Here is a 16031-nt window from a genome sequence, read left to right as displayed (position 1 = left end):
GCGGGAACGCACCGCGGCGGGCGGTGGCGGGGCTCCCGGACGCGGCCGTGGAACCTCCGCCGAAGCGGAACCGCCGCCGCCCCTCCCGTTCCCGCCGTCGGGCTGGCAGGATCCCGGCGTGACCGGCTTCCGTGTGCTTCCCGCAGGAGCGCCGCGCGCCCGTGTACGGCGCGGGGCGTGGCTGCTCGGCACGCTCGTCGTGGTGTGCGGGCTGCTCGCCTGGTGGCTGGTGCCGCGCACGGGGCCGCAGCCGAGCGGCACGGTCCGGCTGGCGACGGGTGTGCGCACCGGCGTCTACGAACGCTACGGCCAGCTGCTCAAGGAACGGGTGTCCGATGACCTGCCGGAGGTCTCCCTGGCTCTCCGGCACAGCCAGGGCTCCGTGGACAACATCGAGCAGATCGTCTCGGGAAAGGCGGACTTCACGATCACCGCCGCCGACGCGCTCGCCGACTACCGGGACCGGCACGGCAAGAACGCCTCCCGTATCCGGGCCTGCGCCCGGCTGTACGACGACTACATGCAGCTGGTCGTGCCCCGCGGCTCCCGGGTGCGCAGCGCCAAGGATCTGCGGGGGCTCCGTGTCGGTGTCGGGCAGCGGCGCTCCGGCGTCTCGCTGGTGACCGCGCGGCTGCTCGAAGCGGCGGGCCTGGACATGGACGAGGACGTCGAGGCGGTGCGCGCGGGGATCGACCGGATGCCGGGGCTGCTGGCCGAGGGAAAGCTGGACGCCTTCTTCTGGTCGGGCGGACTGCCGACCGCGGCCGTCACACAGCTGGCGAAGAAAACGCCCATCCGCCTGGTGCAGCTGGGCGACCTGGTGACGGAACTGCACCGGCAGCAGCCGCGGATGCGCTACTACCGCGCAGCTGTGATGCCGGCGGACGCGTACCCGAAGGTGCAGCGCGGGGAGTCGGTCAAGACCGTCGCGATCGCGAATCTCCTCGTCACGACGGACAGCACCGACGACGCGCTCACCGAGGGCATCACCCGCTCCGTCATCGACAGCCGGGACCAGATCGGCGGCCAGGTGCACGCCGCGCAGAAGGTCGATCTGCGCACGGCGATCTACACCGACCCCGTGCCGCTGCACGACGGCGCGGAGCACTACTACCGCTCGGCCAAGCCCTGAGCGCCGTGCCCGCCGGCAGCCGGCGGGGCGGCGGCCTCCGGGCGGTGGCCGGCCGGTGCCGTCCGCGGCACGGTGATCAGAACCCGTAGCCCCCGCGGCTCGTTGTGCGCGAACGACAGCCGGGCGCCGCCGGCGGACAGCAGGGCCCGGGTGATGGAGAGCCCCAGCCCGGAGCCGGCGATGTTCTGGTGACGGTTGCTGCGCCAGAAGCGGTCCCCGATCCGCTCCATCTCCTCCTCCGTCAGCCCGGGGCCGCCGTCGGCGGTCTCCACCGTGACCGCGTCGCCCTCGGCCCGCACGGTGACCGTGACCACCCCGCCGTCGGGGGTGAACTTCACGGCGTTGTCGACGACCGCGTCCAGCGCGCTGGAGAGCGCCACGGGGTCCGCCCATCCGGTGGCCGCCGACTGCCCCGCCGACTCCAGCGTCACGCCCTTCTCCTCGGCCTTCGCCCGCCAGGCCGCCACGCGTTCGCCGGCGATCTCGGCGATGTCGGCCAGTTCGACGTGCGAGGCGTCGGCGTGCTCGGCCAGTGCGAGGTCCAGCAGATCGTCGAGCACCCGGGCCAGCCGCTTGCCCTCGGCCTGCACGGAGGCGATCTCCTCGTGCCCGTCGGGCAGTTCGAGCGCCAGCAGCTCGATACGCAGGATCAGCGCGGCCAGTGGATTGCGCAGCTGATGGGAGGCGTCGGCGATGAAGGCGCGCTGCTGCTCCAGCAGATCCTCCACGTTGCCGGCCATCTCGTTGAACGAGTTGACGAGCCGCCGCAGTTCGGGCGGCCCGGACGCGGCGACGACCCGCGAGGTGAAGGTCCCGGTGGCGATCTCGTGCGTCGCCCGGTCCAGGGTGGCGACGGGTTTGAGCACCCATCCGGTCAGCCGGAGCGCGGCACCGAGGGCGAGCAGCATCGCGGCGGCCTCGCCCGCCCCGACGGCCAGCCAGTCGCGCCGGATACGCGAACGCAGCGCGTCCGTGGGCGAGTCGATGACCACGACGGCCGCCACGTCCCCGTCCCGGATCACCGGCGAGGCCACGGTGATCCGGCTGGTATCGTCCTGCCAGGGCCACACCTGCGGCGGGTCGTGACTGCGGCGGCCGGCCAGCGCCTCCTCGAAGGCGCGGGCCCGCGGGTCGCGCGAAGCGGCGGGCCCGCCCTTGCCGGACTCCTTGGGGACGTGCCAGTCCGACGGTGCCGCGGCCATCGCACGGCCGTTCCGGTCGAAGACGCCGGCCCGGATGCGGTACGTCTCGAAGTACCGCTTCAGCTCCTTGCGCAGGGTGTCCCGGCGCTCGTCGGGCCGGCTCGGCGCGGTGACGAACTGGGCGAGCGAGGCGAAGCGGGCGGTGTCGTCGATGCGGTCCACGACCACCTTCTGCTGCTGCGCCTGTGCACGCCCCACCGCGAGGGGGAAACCGAGGGCGAGCAGCACCCCGGCGAACAGCAGGATCAGCAGCGGGAGAAGGCGTGTGCGCACAGGCTGTCCGCTTCCTGTCCCGGGCCGCTCAGGCGGCCGTCGTGGCCATGCGGTACCCCACGCCACGGACCGTCTCGATCAGCGCCGGCCGGCGCAGTTTCGAGCGCAGGGAGGCGATGTGCACCTCCAGGGTGCGCCCCGTGCCCTCCCAACTGGTGCGCCACACCTCGCTGATGATCTGCTCCCGCCGGAAGACCACGCCGGGCCGCTGCGCCAGCAGTGCCAGCAGATCGAACTCCTTGCGCGTCAGCTGTATGCGGACGCCGTCGACGCTCACCTCGCGGGTGGCCGGTTCTATCGTCACGCCGCCGAGCCGCAGCGTCCCCGACCCGGACTGCGGGGCCGAGCCGGTGCCCTCGGACTCGTCCTCGGGGCCGGTGCGGCGGCTGACGGCGTGGATCCGGGCGAGCAGTTCGCCCATGTCGTAGGGCTTCACGACGTAGTCGTCGGCGCCCAGGTTGAGGCCGTGGATGCGGGAGCGCACATCGGCACGCGCGGTCACCATGATCACGGGGGTGGAGCTGGTGCGCCGGATGCGTCCGCAGATCTCGAAGCCGTCCCGGTCGGGAAGGCCGAGGTCCAGCAGGACGACGGCGTAGCCGGCGCCTCCCGCCTCGCCCGGCAGCAGTTCCTGGAGCGCCTCGGCGCCGGTGCGCACGTGCCTGACCTCGAAGCCGTGCCGGGCGAGCACCGCGGACAGGGCCCCGGCGACATGATCGTCGTCCTCGACGAGCAGCAGCCTCATCCGCACCTCCTGTTCCTGCAACCGCTCCCTGAGAGGGACCGGCGTACGCGCCGGGCCTGCCGGTGCCGCGCAGGCCCAGCAGTGCATCCACGCCGATACGGGCGGACGAGTCAAGAGGATGTCCCGTATCCGTTACGGAGCCGGTACCCCCGAGAGGCGGCGGAGAGCCCGGACAGCGGGCCCCCGTCCCGTTTACCCAGTGTGCCGGGTTGCAGCCGGATCGTTATGCTCAATTTCCGCTCAGATGTAATGACGCTGATGGCAGAGGCTCACTAGTGTCCTCGCAACCGAGGAGGACGGAGCTGTACGCCGATGAGCGAAGTATCGGTGACCAAGGACGCCGGCGGGTCCGCCCCGGCAACCGACGAACTGGTTGTGCTGGAAGGCGTCAACAAGCACTTCGGTGCGCTGCATGTCCTACAGGACATCGACCTGACCATCTCCCGTGGTGAGGTCGTCGTCGTCATCGGCCCCTCGGGATCCGGCAAGTCGACGCTGTGCCGCACCATCAACCGTCTGGAGACGGTGGATTCGGGCCACATCTCCATCGACGGCAGGCCGCTGCCCCAGGAGGGCAAGGAACTGGCCAGGCTGCGCTCCGACGTCGGCATGGTCTTCCAGTCCTTCAACCTGTTCGCGCACAAGACCGTGCTGGAGAACGTCACCCTGGGCCAGGTGAAGGTCCGCAAAACGGACAAGCAGGAGGCCGAGGGCAAGGCGCGCACACTGCTCGACCGGGTGGGCGTGGGCAACCAGGCGGACAAGTACCCCGCACAGCTGTCGGGTGGACAGCAGCAGCGGGTGGCGATCGCCCGGGCCCTGGCCATGGACCCGAAGGTGATGCTCTTCGACGAGCCCACCTCGGCCCTGGACCCCGAGATGATCAACGAAGTCCTGGAGGTCATGCAGCAGTTGGCCCGGGACGGTATGACGATGGTCGTGGTGACGCACGAGATGGGGTTCGCGCGTTCCGCGGCCAACCGTGTCGTCTTCATGGCGGACGGCCGGATCGTCGAGGAGTCCGCTCCCGAGCAGTTCTTCAGCAATCCGCGCAGCGACCGCGCCAAGGACTTCCTCTCGAAGATCCTGCACCACTGACACCACGGGCGGCACCGGCACCTCCGACACCACGGGCACGCACGGCTCGCGAGCGGGCGCGGGGCGCGACGACCGCCGGGTGAGGACCGCCCCGGCGGGGCCAACGACTGTTCAAGCAAGGGATGTTCACTATGAAGTTCCACAAGACCGCTGCCTCGGCGGCGGTGATCCTGGCGCTGGCGGCGACGGCCGCGTGCGGTGGCAAGTCGGGCTCCGCGGGCGACAAGCCCAAGGACCAGACCGATGAGAAGGCCCTGCCGACGTACGAGGTCGCCAAGAAGGTCGACGTCGACTCGCCCGTGCTGAAGCGGGCACAGAAGCGCGGCAAGCTCGTCATCGGTGCCAAGGCCGACCAGCCGTACCTCGGTTTCCAGGACCAGTCGAACAAGAAGTACTCCGGGTTCGACATCGAGATCGCCAAGATGGTCGCGGCCGACCTGGGCTTCTCGCCCAAGCAGATCCAGTGGAAGACCGTGGACTCCGGCGCCCGTGAGACCGCCGTCGGCAAGGGCGACGTCGACCTGATGATCGGCACCTACACGATCAACGACGAGCGCAAGAAGCAGATCGACTTCGCCGGCCCGTACTTCCACGCCGGTGCCTCCCTGCTGGTCCGCAAGGACGAGAAGGAGCTGAAGGGCCCGGAGACCGTCAAGGGCAAGAAGGTCTGCTCCATCGTCGGCTCCACCCCGCTCCAGGTCATCAAGCAGCCCAAGTACGGCGCGAAGGTGACCGAGCTGAGCAAGTACTCGGAGTGCGTCTCGCAGGTCCTCGACGGCCAGGTGGACGCGGTCACCACCGACGACGCGATCCTCATGGGCTACGCCGCGCAGAACAAGGGCAAGCTGAAGGTCGTCGGCAAGCCGTTCTCGGACGAGCCCTACGGCGTCGGCCTGAAGAAGGGCGACAAGGAGCTCCAGAAGGCCGTCGCCGACGCCCTGAAGGCGCACCAGGACAACGGCGACTACAAGAAGGCGTACGACGCCACGCTCGGCCTGTCCGGCTCGAAGTTCAAGCAGCCGCCCGAGATCACCGAGAAGTGATCACCGGCGCCCCGCTCCCCGGCACCGCGGTGCCGCGCGGGGCGGGGCGCCGACGGTTCGTCCCGCGGTGCCGGCGCCGAGGGGGTGCCCCGGTCCGCCGCCCGTGCGCGGCGGCACCGTCCGGCCCGCCGCGCCGCGACCCGCGCGGCAGCGCCGAGGGCGCCGCCTTTCCCGGCCACCTGCCGTTCCGACGCGATTCCTCGCGGAGAATTCATGAACGTACTGCTCGACAACCTGGCGCTGTTCCGCGAGGGATTCCTCGGCACTCTGTCGCTGACCGCCGTGAGCGCGGTGCTGGCCCTCGTGCTGGGGCTGGTGATCGCGGGCTTCCGCGTCTCGCCCGTGCCGCCGCTGCGGATATTCGGCACCCTGTGGGTGACCGTGCTGCGCAACACCCCGCTGACGCTGCTGTTCCTGGTGGCGTTCTTCGTGGTGCCCAAGGTGCTCTTCCCCGGCATCAATTCCTTCGTGCTGGCCGTGTGCGCCTGCGGCTTCTACACCTCGGCCTTCATCGCCGAGGCGATCCGCTCCGGCATCAACACCGTGCCGATGGGCCAGGCGGAGGCCGCCCGGGCGATCGGCATGAGCTTCACACAGACGATGCGCATCGTGGTGCTCCCGCAGGCCACCCGCGCGGTCGTGCCGCCGCTGAGCAGCCTCCTCATCGCGCTCACCAAGAACACGGCGATCGCCGGCGCGTTCGACAACGTCGACCTGTTCAACATCCAGAAGACGCTGAGCAACGACGGTTACGACATCGCCATGATCTTCGTCTGGATCACCATCGGCTACCTGATCATCACGTACGCCATCAACGGACTGTTCCGTCTGCTGGAAAACCGTCTGGAGGTCGCCCGATGAGCGCGAGCGTCCTGTTCGACGCGCCGGGCCCCAAGGCCCGCGTCCGCAACGTGATCTACTCCGTCGTCGGCTCGCTGGCTCTGCTCGCCCTGGTGGCCTGGGTCTTCCTGCGGCTCAGCGACAAGGGCCAGTTCGACGGGGCCCTGTGGGACATCTTCAACTACGCGGGCATCCGGGAGAACATTCTCGACGCACTGCTGTCCACGCTGAAGGTCTTCGCCCTCGCGGGCGTCTTCTCGCTGGTGTTCGCCGTGCTGCTGTGCGTGGCGCGGCTCTCCGACCACAAGCCGGTGCGCTGGGTGGCCGTCGTCTTCATCGACCTCTTCCGGTCGATCCCGCTGCTGATCACGATCTTCGCCCTCTGGGTCGGCATCCTCGGCCACATGACGTCGATGTGGGCGCTGGTGCTGGGCCTGACCATCTACAACGGCTGTGTGCAGGCGGAGATCCTGCGCGCCGGGGTCAACTCGGTGCCCAAGGGCCAGGCGGAGGCGGCCTACGCGCTGGGACTGCGCAAGACGCAGGTGACGGCCTCGATCCTCTTCCCGCAGGCCGTCCGCGCGATGCTCCCCTCGATCATCAGCCAGCTGGTGGTGACGCTGAAGGACACCTCGCTCGGCTTCATGATCCTCTACCCGGAGCTGCTGTACTCGGCCCGGCTGATCGGCAACAACACCCCCGTCAACGGCGTCTACCCGCTCGTCCAGACGGTCATCGTCTTCGGAGCGATCTACATCGCGCTGTGCCTGGCGCTGGCCGCCCTCGCCAACTGGATCGAGCGGCGCGGCCGGCGGGCCAAGGTCGGTATCCAGCCCGCCAAGGCGGAGCCGCCGGTGGAGGTCACGAAGGTCTGAGAACGGCGTCGCGCGCACAGCCGCGCACCACGCCGCGCTGCCGGGGCCGCCCGTGGCCCCGGCAGTGGCGTGTGCGGCCACGGATGCACGGGTGCCGCACGGGCCGCGTGGCCGGGCCGGAGCCCTTGCCATCCGGCCTCACTTGACGCTCGCCCGGCCAGTCGGTTGCATACCAGCGTGATCGCGCACCAGGCTCCAGGAGGAGTTGTCCCCGGCCCCCGTCGGCACCGTCAGGGCTGTGAGGTCTCGCCGCTGTGGACCCGGTGATCGTGATCGGAGCCGGGCCCGCCGGGCTCGCGCTCGCGCTGGCCCTCGCCCGGCACGCCGTGCCCTCCGTGGTGCTGGACGCCACCGACGGCAGCTCGCCGCCCCGCGCCGCCCGCTCCTGCGTGCTGCGCCCGGACACCGCGGCGTGGCTGCCGGCGCTGCCCGGTGTGCGCTGGCGCTCCTGGCGCGCCCGGTACCGCTCCCGCCTCGTCGAGGACGTGCCGCTGGCCCCCGAGGACGCGCCGCTGCACATCGAACAGCACGCCCTGGAACGGGCGCTGCGCACCGCCCTGGCACAGGAGCCGCTCGCCCGGATCGTCACCGGCAGCCACGCCGATCTGCTGGAACAGGACACGACCGGCGTGACCGTCCACACCCGCGAGCCCAACGCCGTGTGGTGGCGCGGCAGTTACGCCGTGGGCTGCGACGGCGCACGCTCGACCGTGCGCAAGGCGCTGGGCGTGCGCTTCCCCGGACGCACCGCCGTCGAACGGCACGCAGTGGCAGCGCTGCGGGTGCGGCTCCCCTGGGAGGAGGGCGCGTACGGCGCGGGGGACGGCGCCTGGCAGCCGGGGCCGACCGGCGCCGCGCTGCTGCACCGGGATCCGGACAGCCGCCCCGGCGAGGTGACCGCCCGACCGCTCGCCGGGGGCCTGTGGCGGCTGGACTGGCTGCTGCCCCCGCGCGGCGACCTCGTCACGCCCGAGGAGATGCTGGAGCGCATCCGCAACACCCTGGAGGTCTGGTCCGACGAGGCGGCCCGGGACGGCGGATCCGCTGAACCCCGCGGCATCGGCCCGTGGGAGCTGGTGGACACCGGAGTGCACACCGCGCACCAGCGGCTCGCCCGGCACTGGCGGGTCGGCCGGGTCCTGCTGGCCGGCGACGCCGCCCATCTCACCGGCGCCCTGGGCGTGCCCGGGGTCGACGAGGGGCTGCGCGACGCCGCCAACCTGGCCTGGAAGCTGTCGCTCGCCTGGCACCACGGGCACGACGACGCGGCCGAAGTGCTGCTGGACAGCTACGAGTCGGAGCGCCGGGGCGCCCTCGTGACCCGGCTGCGCGCCGTCGACCAGGCCCTGCCGGCGGTACGGCGCACCGGCGGGCTGCGCGGTCTGCTGCCCGGCCGGGGCGCCCGTGCACCGCTGGGCATGCTCACGGACGGCCACCTCGGGCGCGGCCCGCTGGGCGCGCCTTCCGGGTACGCCCGTACGCCTCTGACGCCGGCCCGCGGCGCCACCGGGACGGTACCGGTCGGCACCGCGCCCGGCGCGCCGGTGCGCGATGTGCCGGTGACGGCGGCGGACGGCAGCCGCGGCATGCTGCGCGACTGGCTGGCGGGCAAGGGCGGTGAACTGCTCGCGCTCCTGGTGGCGCCCGGCACCGGGGTCTGGGACAGCCGGCACTGGCTGTCGGCCGGCGTGATGCCCGAACTGGTGTCCACGCTGGACGCGTTGCCGGTGCGCGGCACACTGCTGGTGACCGAGGAGTACCCGGGCGCCGCCGCCCACACCGTCCTCGTCATCCGCGCCGACGGCCACCTGACGGCAGCCCTGCCCGCCGGCCGCACCGCCGATCTGTGGGCCTGCGCCGACGCGCTCCGCGGCCGCGCCCAGGCGGACCGCACGGTGCCCGCACTGCCTCCCGGGCCGGCACGGCCCGCCGTGGAAGGGAACGGCACCGCGGCCGGCTCCGCGGAGAACGCGCCCGCCAACGGCACGTCCCGCGCACCGGGTGGCACGGGCGACGCCCCGGCGGCCCGCGCGGGTTCGGCCCCGCAGCGGGCACTGCCGGGCCCCGGCCGCCCGGACGCCACCGACTCCGACAGCTGAGCAACCGCACTCCCCGAGCGGACCGGGCGAGGGCCGCGCGGAAAACTTCGACAGCAGTGGCGGGTCCGCCCGGAGAACGACCACAGCTGTGCGAGTACCGCGGGCGGGAAAACCGCGACAGCAGTGGGGGCACAACGGCGGGCAGGCCCCCGCTGCAACTGCTGTGCGGCGGAAGGTTCCCGGTCCGGGTGGCCGACCGGTTCCGGAACGCGGCGGGCCGACGCCGCCGCCAAGGCGGCACACGCGGCCCTCGACGCCGCGGAGAAGGCCGGCCGGAAGGTCTCCGTCGCCGTCGTCGACCGGAACGGCAACACCGTGGCGACCCTGCGCGGCGACGGCGCAGGCCCGCAGTCCTGCGAGTCCGCCGAGCGGAAGGGCTGCACGGCGGTCTCCTGGAACGCACCCACCTCCGAACTCGCCGTCCGGCTCCGGAAGGCCCCGCAGCTGAAGGACATCCCGGGCACCCTCTTCCTCGCGGGCGGCGCCCCGTGCAGACGCACGGCGAGCCCGTTGCGGGTATAGGCGTCGCCGGTGCCCCCAGCGGCGACCAGGACGAGAAGTGCGCACGCGCCGGAGTCGCGGCGCTCAGCAGGTGAACCACGCCGGCACGCACGGGCGGCCCGGCACACCCTCGACGCCCCCGTGCCTGCCGGCCCCTCCCCACGGCCCGCCGGGCACGGACACATACCTTCAGGACAGGAACAGAGGAGGCCCCACCATGAACCGGAACCCGGACACGCCCCGCACGACCGGCCGTTTCCCCTACGCCCTCGTCCGAAGGGCCGCCCTGCGCAGGCCGGTTCTCGCCGGCGCCCTCGGCCTCGCCCTGCTCACCGCCTGCGACACCGAGGCCGGAAGCGGAACGGGCGACGCCCAGAGTTCCGGGAGCCCCCGGCACACCACACCGCCGCGCGGCAACCGGACCGGCGAGGCGTCCCCGGGCACCGGCACGCGGGCGGCGAACACCGCCCTGCTGAAGGCGGCGAGGACCGGCGACGCCGATGCCGTACGCGCGGCTCTCGCCGACGGCGCCGCCCTGGAGACCCGGGACGAGCACGCCAGGACGCCCCTGCTGCTGGCCTCCCTCGGTGACCATGTGGCCGCGGCCCGGGAGCTGGTGCGCGCGGGCGCCGACCCGAACGCGCAGGACGAGCGCGACGACAGCGCATGGCTGGTCACCGGCGTGACGGGAAGCGTCGAGATGGCCCGGGCCCTGCTCCCGGCCGAGCCCGACCACACCGTCACCAACCGCTTCGGCGGCACCTCGCTCATCCCCGCCGCCGAGCGTGGCCACGTCGGCTACGTCCGCGAGGTGCTGCGCACCACGGACATCGACGTCGACCACGTCAACAAACTCGGCTGGACGGCCCTGTTGGAAGCCGTCATCCTCGGCGACGGCGGACGCGACCACCAGAAGATCGTCGCTCTCCTCCTGGAGGCCGGGGCCCGGCCCGACCTCGCCGACAAGGACGGGGTGACGGCACTGCGCCACGCCGAACAGCGCGGCTACGACGCCCTCGCCGAACTCCTGCGCACCGCCCCGGCCGACGCACCGGAGACCTGACCGGACGCCCGCCCCGCACAGAACCGTCCGCCCCCGCCCCTCGCTCCCCGCACGCCTCCCGTGCCGCGCCTCTCACCGGCAACCGCGCCAGCGCCTCACCAGGCCCCGCCTCACCACCGACGGCCTGCACGTCACCCCGCTCCGGTCCGCCGGAACCTCACCACCTCAGCGGACCGGGCAGTACCACACCGACGGCCCCCGGACAGACCGCGCGGTCTCCCCGCCACGACCCGCCCACGGCGCTCGTGGATGTCACATGCGCGGATTCCGGTACTCCCACGGCGGGTTCGGGCACAGCTCTCGCACACCGCCGGGCGCGACGGCCGCTGCAACGACCGCCCTACGCGTCCGGAAAGTGCTCCTCCAGCAGCTCCGGGTCCTCCCCCTCTTCCTCCAGGGCACGTCGGACGACGCGCCGGGCGAGCCCCTCCGGGTAGCCCCGCCGGGCCAGCATGCCGACCAGGCGACGCAGCCGCTTGTCCCTCTCCAGCCCCTTGGTGGCCCGTAGTTTCCGCTCCACCAGGGCGCGAGCGGTCTCCTCCTCCTGATCGGCGTCCAGCATGCCGACGGCTTCCTCGATCACCGCCGAGTCGACGCCCTTGGTCCGCAGCTCACGGGCCAGGGCACCCCGCGCCAAGCCCCTGCCGTAGTGCCGGGATTCGACCCACGCCGCGGCGAAGGCCGCGTCGTCGATCAGGCCGACGTCCTCGAAGCGGGCCAGCACCTCCTCGGCCGCCTCCGGTGGCACCTCCCGGCGCTGGAGTGCGTCCGCGAGCTGCTGCCGGGTGCGGGGCGTCCCGGTCAGCAGGCGCAGGCAGATCGCCTTGGCCCGCTCGACCGGGTCGCGCTGTGCATCGGTCTCGCCCGGGCTCCGTCCCCCTCCTCCGGAGCCCGGGTCTCCCGGCGCCCTGCTCCTCCCCCGCGCGCCGCGAGTTCTTCGCGACGGCCCCGCTTCCGCCCTCGTAGAAGCGGGGTCGCCGCCGTTCACCGCGCGGTCCGCCCAGTCGTCCTCCTCCGCGTCGCGAGGGGGGACGGGCTGGTGTGCCGCGTACTCGTACTCCGGCCAGTCGCTGCGCCGTGTCACGGACTAGCTCTTGGCAGCGGCGGTCTTGGACGCCTTCGTCGTCTTCGTTGCCTTGGTCGCGGGGGCAGGCACGGTCTTCGCCGCCTCGGCGTCCGTCCCCGCGGCCTCGGGAGTGGCCTCCTTGCCGCCGCCGGCCGCGTCGGCACCCGGCTCCGCCGCCGGCTCCTCCGGCTTGGCCCCGATGCCCAGCTTCTCCTTGATCTTCTTCTCGATCTCGTTGGCGAGGTCGGGGTTGTCCCGCAGGAAGTTCCGGGCGTTCTCCTTGCCCTGCCCGAGCTGATCGCCCTCGTAGGTGTACCAGGCCCCGGACTTGCGGATGAAGCCGTGCTCCACGCCCATGTCGATCAGGCCGCCCTCACGGCTGATGCCCATGCCGTAGAGGATGTCGAACTCCGCCTGCTTGAAGGGGGGAGCGACCTTGTTCTTGACGACCTTGACGCGGGTGCGGTTGCCGACCGCGTCGGTGCCGTCCTTGAGGGTTTCGATACGGCGGATGTCGAGCCGCACCGAGGCGTAGAACTTCAGCGCGCGGCCACCCGTCGTGGTCTCCGGCGAGCCGAACATCACGCCGACCTTCTCGCGCAGCTGGTTGATGAAGATCGCGGTCGTACGGGACTGGTTGAGCGCACCGGCGATCTTCCGGAGCGCCTGGCTCATCAGCCGGGCCTGGAGACCGACGTGGGAGTCGCCCATCTCGCCCTCGATCTCCGCCTTGGGAACCAGCGCGGCGACCGAGTCGACGATGATCAGATCGAGCGCGCCCGACCGGATCAGCATGTCGGTGATCTCCAGGGCCTGTTCGCCGTTGTCCGGCTGGGAGAGGATCAGCGCGTCGGTGTCCACACCGAGCCGCTTGGCGTACTCGGGATCGAGCGCGTGCTCCGCGTCCACGAAGGCGACCGTGCCGCCGGCCTTCTGCGCGTTGGCCACCGCGTGCAGGGTCAGCGTCGTCTTACCCGAGGACTCGGGGCCGTAGACCTCCACGACCCGGCCCCGCGGCAGCCCGCCGACGCCCAGGGCCACATCGAGCGCGGTCGACCCGGTGGGGATCACCTCGATCGGCTCGTTCGGCCGCTCGCCCATGCGCATCACGGCGCCCTTGCCGAATTGGCGTTCAATCTGCGCGAGCGCGGCGTCGAGCGCCTTCTCGCGGTCGGTTCCTGCCATGGGTGCCACCCGGTTGTTTGCTTGAGTCGATCGCTTCACGTCACACGACGCTAGCGCCTGCCACTGACAATCGGTCCGGCCCCGCGCCCCCACCGAGCTGTCCTGCGTGGGCGTTCCCGCCGGTACACCAATGAGAATCGATGTTCGAATTTGGCGTCAAGTCACCCCGATTTTCTGTGGATAACTCTCGTTTCCGCAGGTCAGAGCCGCGCGACGAGAGCCTGGCCGGCTCCGCGCACAGGATGTCCTCCTCCGCCGGGACCGGCTCCGGCCTACCCGTTCCGGGAGGTTCCGGACCCGCCACGGCGCCCGCGGAACCGCCTCCGGCCTCCGCTTCCGGCGGCCCGGCCCGCCCCGGCGCCACCGCCCGCTGTGCCGGTGGCCCCGGTGGTCTCGGCGAGCTCGTAGTGCTTCACGTACGCGCCCAGGAACCCCTGGAGCGTCGCCGTCGCCGGCACCGCGACCAGGGCGCCGATCACACCCATCAGGGCCGTGCCCGCGATCACCGAACCGAAGGCCACGGCGGGGTGGATGTCCACCGTCCGGGCCGTGATCCGCGGCTGGAGCAGGTAGTTCTCGAATTGCTGGTAGAGCACGACGAATCCGAGCACCCACAGCGCCGACCACGGGTTCGCGGTGAACGCGATAAGCATCGGCAGAGCCCCCGCGAGATAGGTCCCGACCGTCGGCACGAACTGCGAGACGACCCCGACCCAGATTCCCAGCGCGGGCGCGTAGGGCACGCCCAGCACCTGGAAGAAGACGTAGTGCGCGACCGCGGAGACCAGCGCCATGAGGGCGCGCGAGTAGATGTAGCCCCCGGTCTTGGTCACGGCGATCTCCCATGCCCTGAGCACCTCGACCTGACGTGCGGGCGGCAGCACCGAGCACAGCGCCGCCCGCAGCCGGGGCCCGTCGGCGGCGAAGTAGAACGTGAACAGGGCGATGGTCAACAGCTGGAAGAGGCCGCCGAACACCGTCGCGGAGATGCCCCACACGCTCTGCGCACCGGTGCTCAGATGACCGCGCACCCAGTCCGAGCGCAGCAGATCGGTGGAGAGCCTGCCCACGTCCACGTCCGTGTGGAAGGTCGCGTTGACCCAGCCGACGACGTCGCCGATGTAGGCCGGCAGGTTCTGGACGATGCGGGTGACCTGGTCGGCGACGACCGAGCCGAGCGCGGCGAAGAAGCCCGCCCCCGCGATCAGCAGCGCCAGGCCGACCAGCGCCGTGGCGGGGCCCCGCCGCATCCCGAGCCGGGCCAGCCGGTCGACGGGCGGCTCCATGGCCAGGGCGAGGAAGAAAGCGATCAGCACGTTGAGCAGCAGCCCGAGCGTCTGGTGGAAGGCCCAGGTCAGAATGCGGAAGGCGGCGAGCAGCGCGAGGGCGAGCACCAGGGCGCGCGGCAGCCAGCGCGGCATCCCGCCGCGGCCCGTGCCGCTCGGCTGTGCTCCGTCGTCCCCGCCGCCCCGCCTCGCGGCATCCTCAGGTCCGGCTCCTTCCGGAGCCGCCCCTTCCCCGGATACCGCTTTCGCCGCCGCAGCTGAGGAAGAGATGCCGTCCCCGCGCGCGGGGACGCGTTCCGCGGCGCCTTCCGGTGCCTGCCCGCCGGTGCCGCGCCGGCTGTCGCCGTGTCCGCTGCCGTCGCCCTCCGGTGCTCCCACCGGGCAAGTCTCACGTCAGCTGACGGCGCCCGGCGGTGAGCGACTCACCTCTTGTGGTCGGGCACGTCCATGACGGCGCACACCACGCGCCACACGTCCTTCGTGTCCCACCCCGCGGCGAGCGCCTCGTGGACGGTCCGGCCGCCGAGAGCGGACATCACGTGGTCCCGCGCGAACGAGTCGGCGTACGCCTCTCCGAAGTGATCCGCCATCCGCTGCCAGAAGTCCGTCAACCGCATGCCTCCAGTATCCCGCCCTGCGGGTTGGCTCCGGTCCATGGCCGTGACCGGGCCGCCGCACGGGCATACCGTCGGAGAATGGCTCCCTCTGGATCGACTCTTCTCTCCCGTGCCGAACACTTCATCTGGCTGACGGCACGCGTACTGGAGCAGCGGCGCTTCGAGTACCACTTCCTGGACGGCGACCCGAGCACGGTCGAGACCGCCCTCGACGCATACCGGAACACCGACGGCGGGTACGGCCACGCCCTGGAGCCCGATCTGCGCGGACCGGTGAGCCAGCCGCTGCACACGGCGGCAGCGGTCCAGGTGCTGGACAGCATCGGACGGTGCGCGGGTCAGCGCGTGGAGCGGATCGGCCGTTATCTGACAGCTGTCTCCACCCGGGACGGCGCCCTGCCCGCCGTGCACCCTTCGCTGCGCGGCTACCCCGCTGCGCCCTTCGTGCCCGTGGTGGACTCGCCGCCCAGCGATCTGCTGGCGACCGGTCCGGTGGTCGGCACGCTGCACCGCAACGGGGTCTGGCACGCGTGGCTGTTCCGCGCGACGGACTACTGCTGGGAGACCATCGAGCGGCTCGACAAGACCCACCCCTACGAGGTGCTCGCCGCGCTCGCCTTCCTGGAGGGCGTTCCCGACCGCTCCCGCGCGCGGGCGGCCGCCGACCGGCTGGGAGCCGTCGTACGGGAGCAGCGCCTGGTGGTGACCGACCCGGCCCGCACCGCGGATTTCCCCGTGCCGGAGGGCTACGCGCCCGGCGAGCACCACTACGTCACCGACTTCGCCCGCACCCCGGGCGCGCTCGCCCGGCGCTGGTTCTCGGACGCGGAGATGGACGCGGGCCTCGACCATCTGGAGAACCGGCAGCAGGACGACGGCGGTTGGCCCGTCGACCGGCGCACATGGGCGCCCGGTACGGAGGTCGAGAGCAGGCCCCGGGTGACCCTGGACGCGCTGCTGACGCTGCGGGCGTTCGGCCGCCTCTGACCGTCCGTTCCCCGTCCCG

Annotated in this window: 14 protein-coding genes and 1 pseudogene; 9 read left to right on the top strand and 6 right to left on the bottom strand. The window is 72.1% G+C overall.

What is annotated here, in order from left to right; all coding sequences use genetic code 11:
- Nucleotides 1-118: 118 nt before the first annotated feature.
- Nucleotides 119-1132: a TAXI family TRAP transporter solute-binding subunit gene (locus SCA03_RS12275; RefSeq protein ID WP_371863922.1), complete on the top strand. Its 1014-nt coding sequence runs from the start codon at nt 119-121 to the stop codon at nt 1130-1132.
- On the opposite strand, the gene SCA03_RS12270 is transcribed toward SCA03_RS12275, so the two are convergent.
- Both SCA03_RS12270 and SCA03_RS12265 read right to left on the bottom strand, forming a co-directional pair.
- The gene (locus SCA03_RS12270) at nt 1111-2607 is read right to left on the bottom strand and encodes a sensor histidine kinase (protein ID WP_086813863.1); all 1497 of its coding nucleotides are present in this window, start codon (nt 2605-2607) and stop codon (nt 1111-1113) included. The two genes, SCA03_RS12275 and SCA03_RS12270, sit on opposite strands and share 22 nt — an antisense overlap.
- A 28-nt stretch (nt 2608-2635) precedes the next feature.
- A complete protein-coding gene (locus SCA03_RS12265; RefSeq protein ID WP_030877166.1) occupies nt 2636-3352 on the bottom strand; it encodes a response regulator transcription factor in 717 nt (238 codons plus the stop codon).
- Between the two features lie 312 nt (nt 3353-3664).
- Here SCA03_RS12265 and SCA03_RS12260 point away from each other — a divergent pair, with 312 nt between their 5' ends.
- The 7 genes and pseudogenes from SCA03_RS12260 to SCA03_RS12230 all read left to right on the top strand — a co-directional run bounded on the left by SCA03_RS12260 (nt 3665) and on the right by SCA03_RS12230 (nt 10871).
- On the top strand, nt 3665-4450 hold the full coding sequence (locus SCA03_RS12260; RefSeq protein WP_030877168.1) for an amino acid ABC transporter ATP-binding protein: 786 nt from the start codon (nt 3665-3667) through the stop codon (nt 4448-4450).
- A gap of 131 nt (nt 4451-4581) precedes the next feature.
- Nucleotides 4582-5493: a glutamate ABC transporter substrate-binding protein gene (locus tag SCA03_RS12255; RefSeq protein ID WP_030877171.1), complete on the top strand. Its 912-nt coding sequence runs from the start codon at nt 4582-4584 to the stop codon at nt 5491-5493.
- 213 nt (nt 5494-5706) lie between these two features.
- Nucleotides 5707-6354, top strand: a complete 648-nt coding sequence (locus SCA03_RS12250) for an amino acid ABC transporter permease (protein WP_030877173.1) — start codon at nt 5707-5709, stop codon at nt 6352-6354.
- Nucleotides 6351-7208 carry an amino acid ABC transporter permease gene (locus tag SCA03_RS12245; RefSeq protein WP_086813865.1) on the top strand — a complete coding sequence of 286 codons (858 nt, stop codon included), beginning with the start codon at nt 6351-6353 and terminating at the stop codon, nt 7206-7208. The genes SCA03_RS12250 and SCA03_RS12245 overlap by 4 nt, the downstream gene beginning before the upstream one ends.
- A 254-nt stretch (nt 7209-7462) precedes the next feature.
- Entirely contained in the window at nt 7463-9307 is a 1845-nt protein-coding gene (locus SCA03_RS12240; protein ID WP_086813867.1) for an FAD-dependent monooxygenase, read from the top strand.
- A gap of 123 nt (nt 9308-9430) precedes the next feature.
- Nucleotides 9431-9903 (top strand): annotated as a pseudogene (locus tag SCA03_RS12235) (GlcG/HbpS family heme-binding protein).
- Between the two features lie 374 nt (nt 9904-10277).
- Complete coding sequence (locus tag SCA03_RS12230) at nt 10278-10871, top strand: ankyrin repeat domain-containing protein (RefSeq protein WP_230988624.1); 594 nt, start codon at nt 10278-10280, stop codon at nt 10869-10871.
- Between the two features lie 340 nt (nt 10872-11211).
- On the opposite strand, the gene recX is transcribed toward SCA03_RS12230, so the two are convergent.
- From recX to SCA03_RS12210, 4 genes are all read right to left on the bottom strand, one after another.
- The gene (gene recX, locus SCA03_RS12225; protein ID WP_230988612.1) at nt 11212-11955 is read right to left on the bottom strand and encodes a recombination regulator RecX; all 744 of its coding nucleotides are present in this window, start codon (nt 11953-11955) and stop codon (nt 11212-11214) included.
- Between the two features lie 3 nt (nt 11956-11958).
- Nucleotides 11959-13122, bottom strand: coding sequence for a recombinase RecA (recA, locus tag SCA03_RS12220; protein ID WP_030877186.1), 1164 nt, complete (start codon nt 13120-13122; stop codon nt 11959-11961).
- 272 nt (nt 13123-13394) lie between these two features.
- Complete coding sequence (locus SCA03_RS12215) at nt 13395-14543, bottom strand: AI-2E family transporter (RefSeq protein WP_086816779.1); 1149 nt, start codon at nt 14541-14543, stop codon at nt 13395-13397.
- Nucleotides 14544-14830: 287 nt separating this feature from the next.
- Entirely contained in the window at nt 14831-15025 is a 195-nt protein-coding gene (locus SCA03_RS12210; protein WP_086816777.1) for a DUF3046 domain-containing protein, read from the bottom strand.
- Nucleotides 15026-15103: 78 nt separating this feature from the next.
- Between SCA03_RS12210 and SCA03_RS12205 the strand changes: the two genes are divergently transcribed.
- The gene (locus SCA03_RS12205) at nt 15104-16012 is read left to right on the top strand and encodes a hypothetical protein (protein ID WP_030877196.1); all 909 of its coding nucleotides are present in this window, start codon (nt 15104-15106) and stop codon (nt 16010-16012) included.
- Nucleotides 16013-16031 lie beyond the last annotated feature (19 nt).

The organism is Streptomyces cacaoi (assembly GCF_006539165.1).
GTDB lineage: Bacteria > Actinomycetota > Actinomycetes > Streptomycetales > Streptomycetaceae > Streptomyces > Streptomyces cacaoi.
This window is presented reverse-complemented; position numbering and strand designations above follow the sequence as displayed.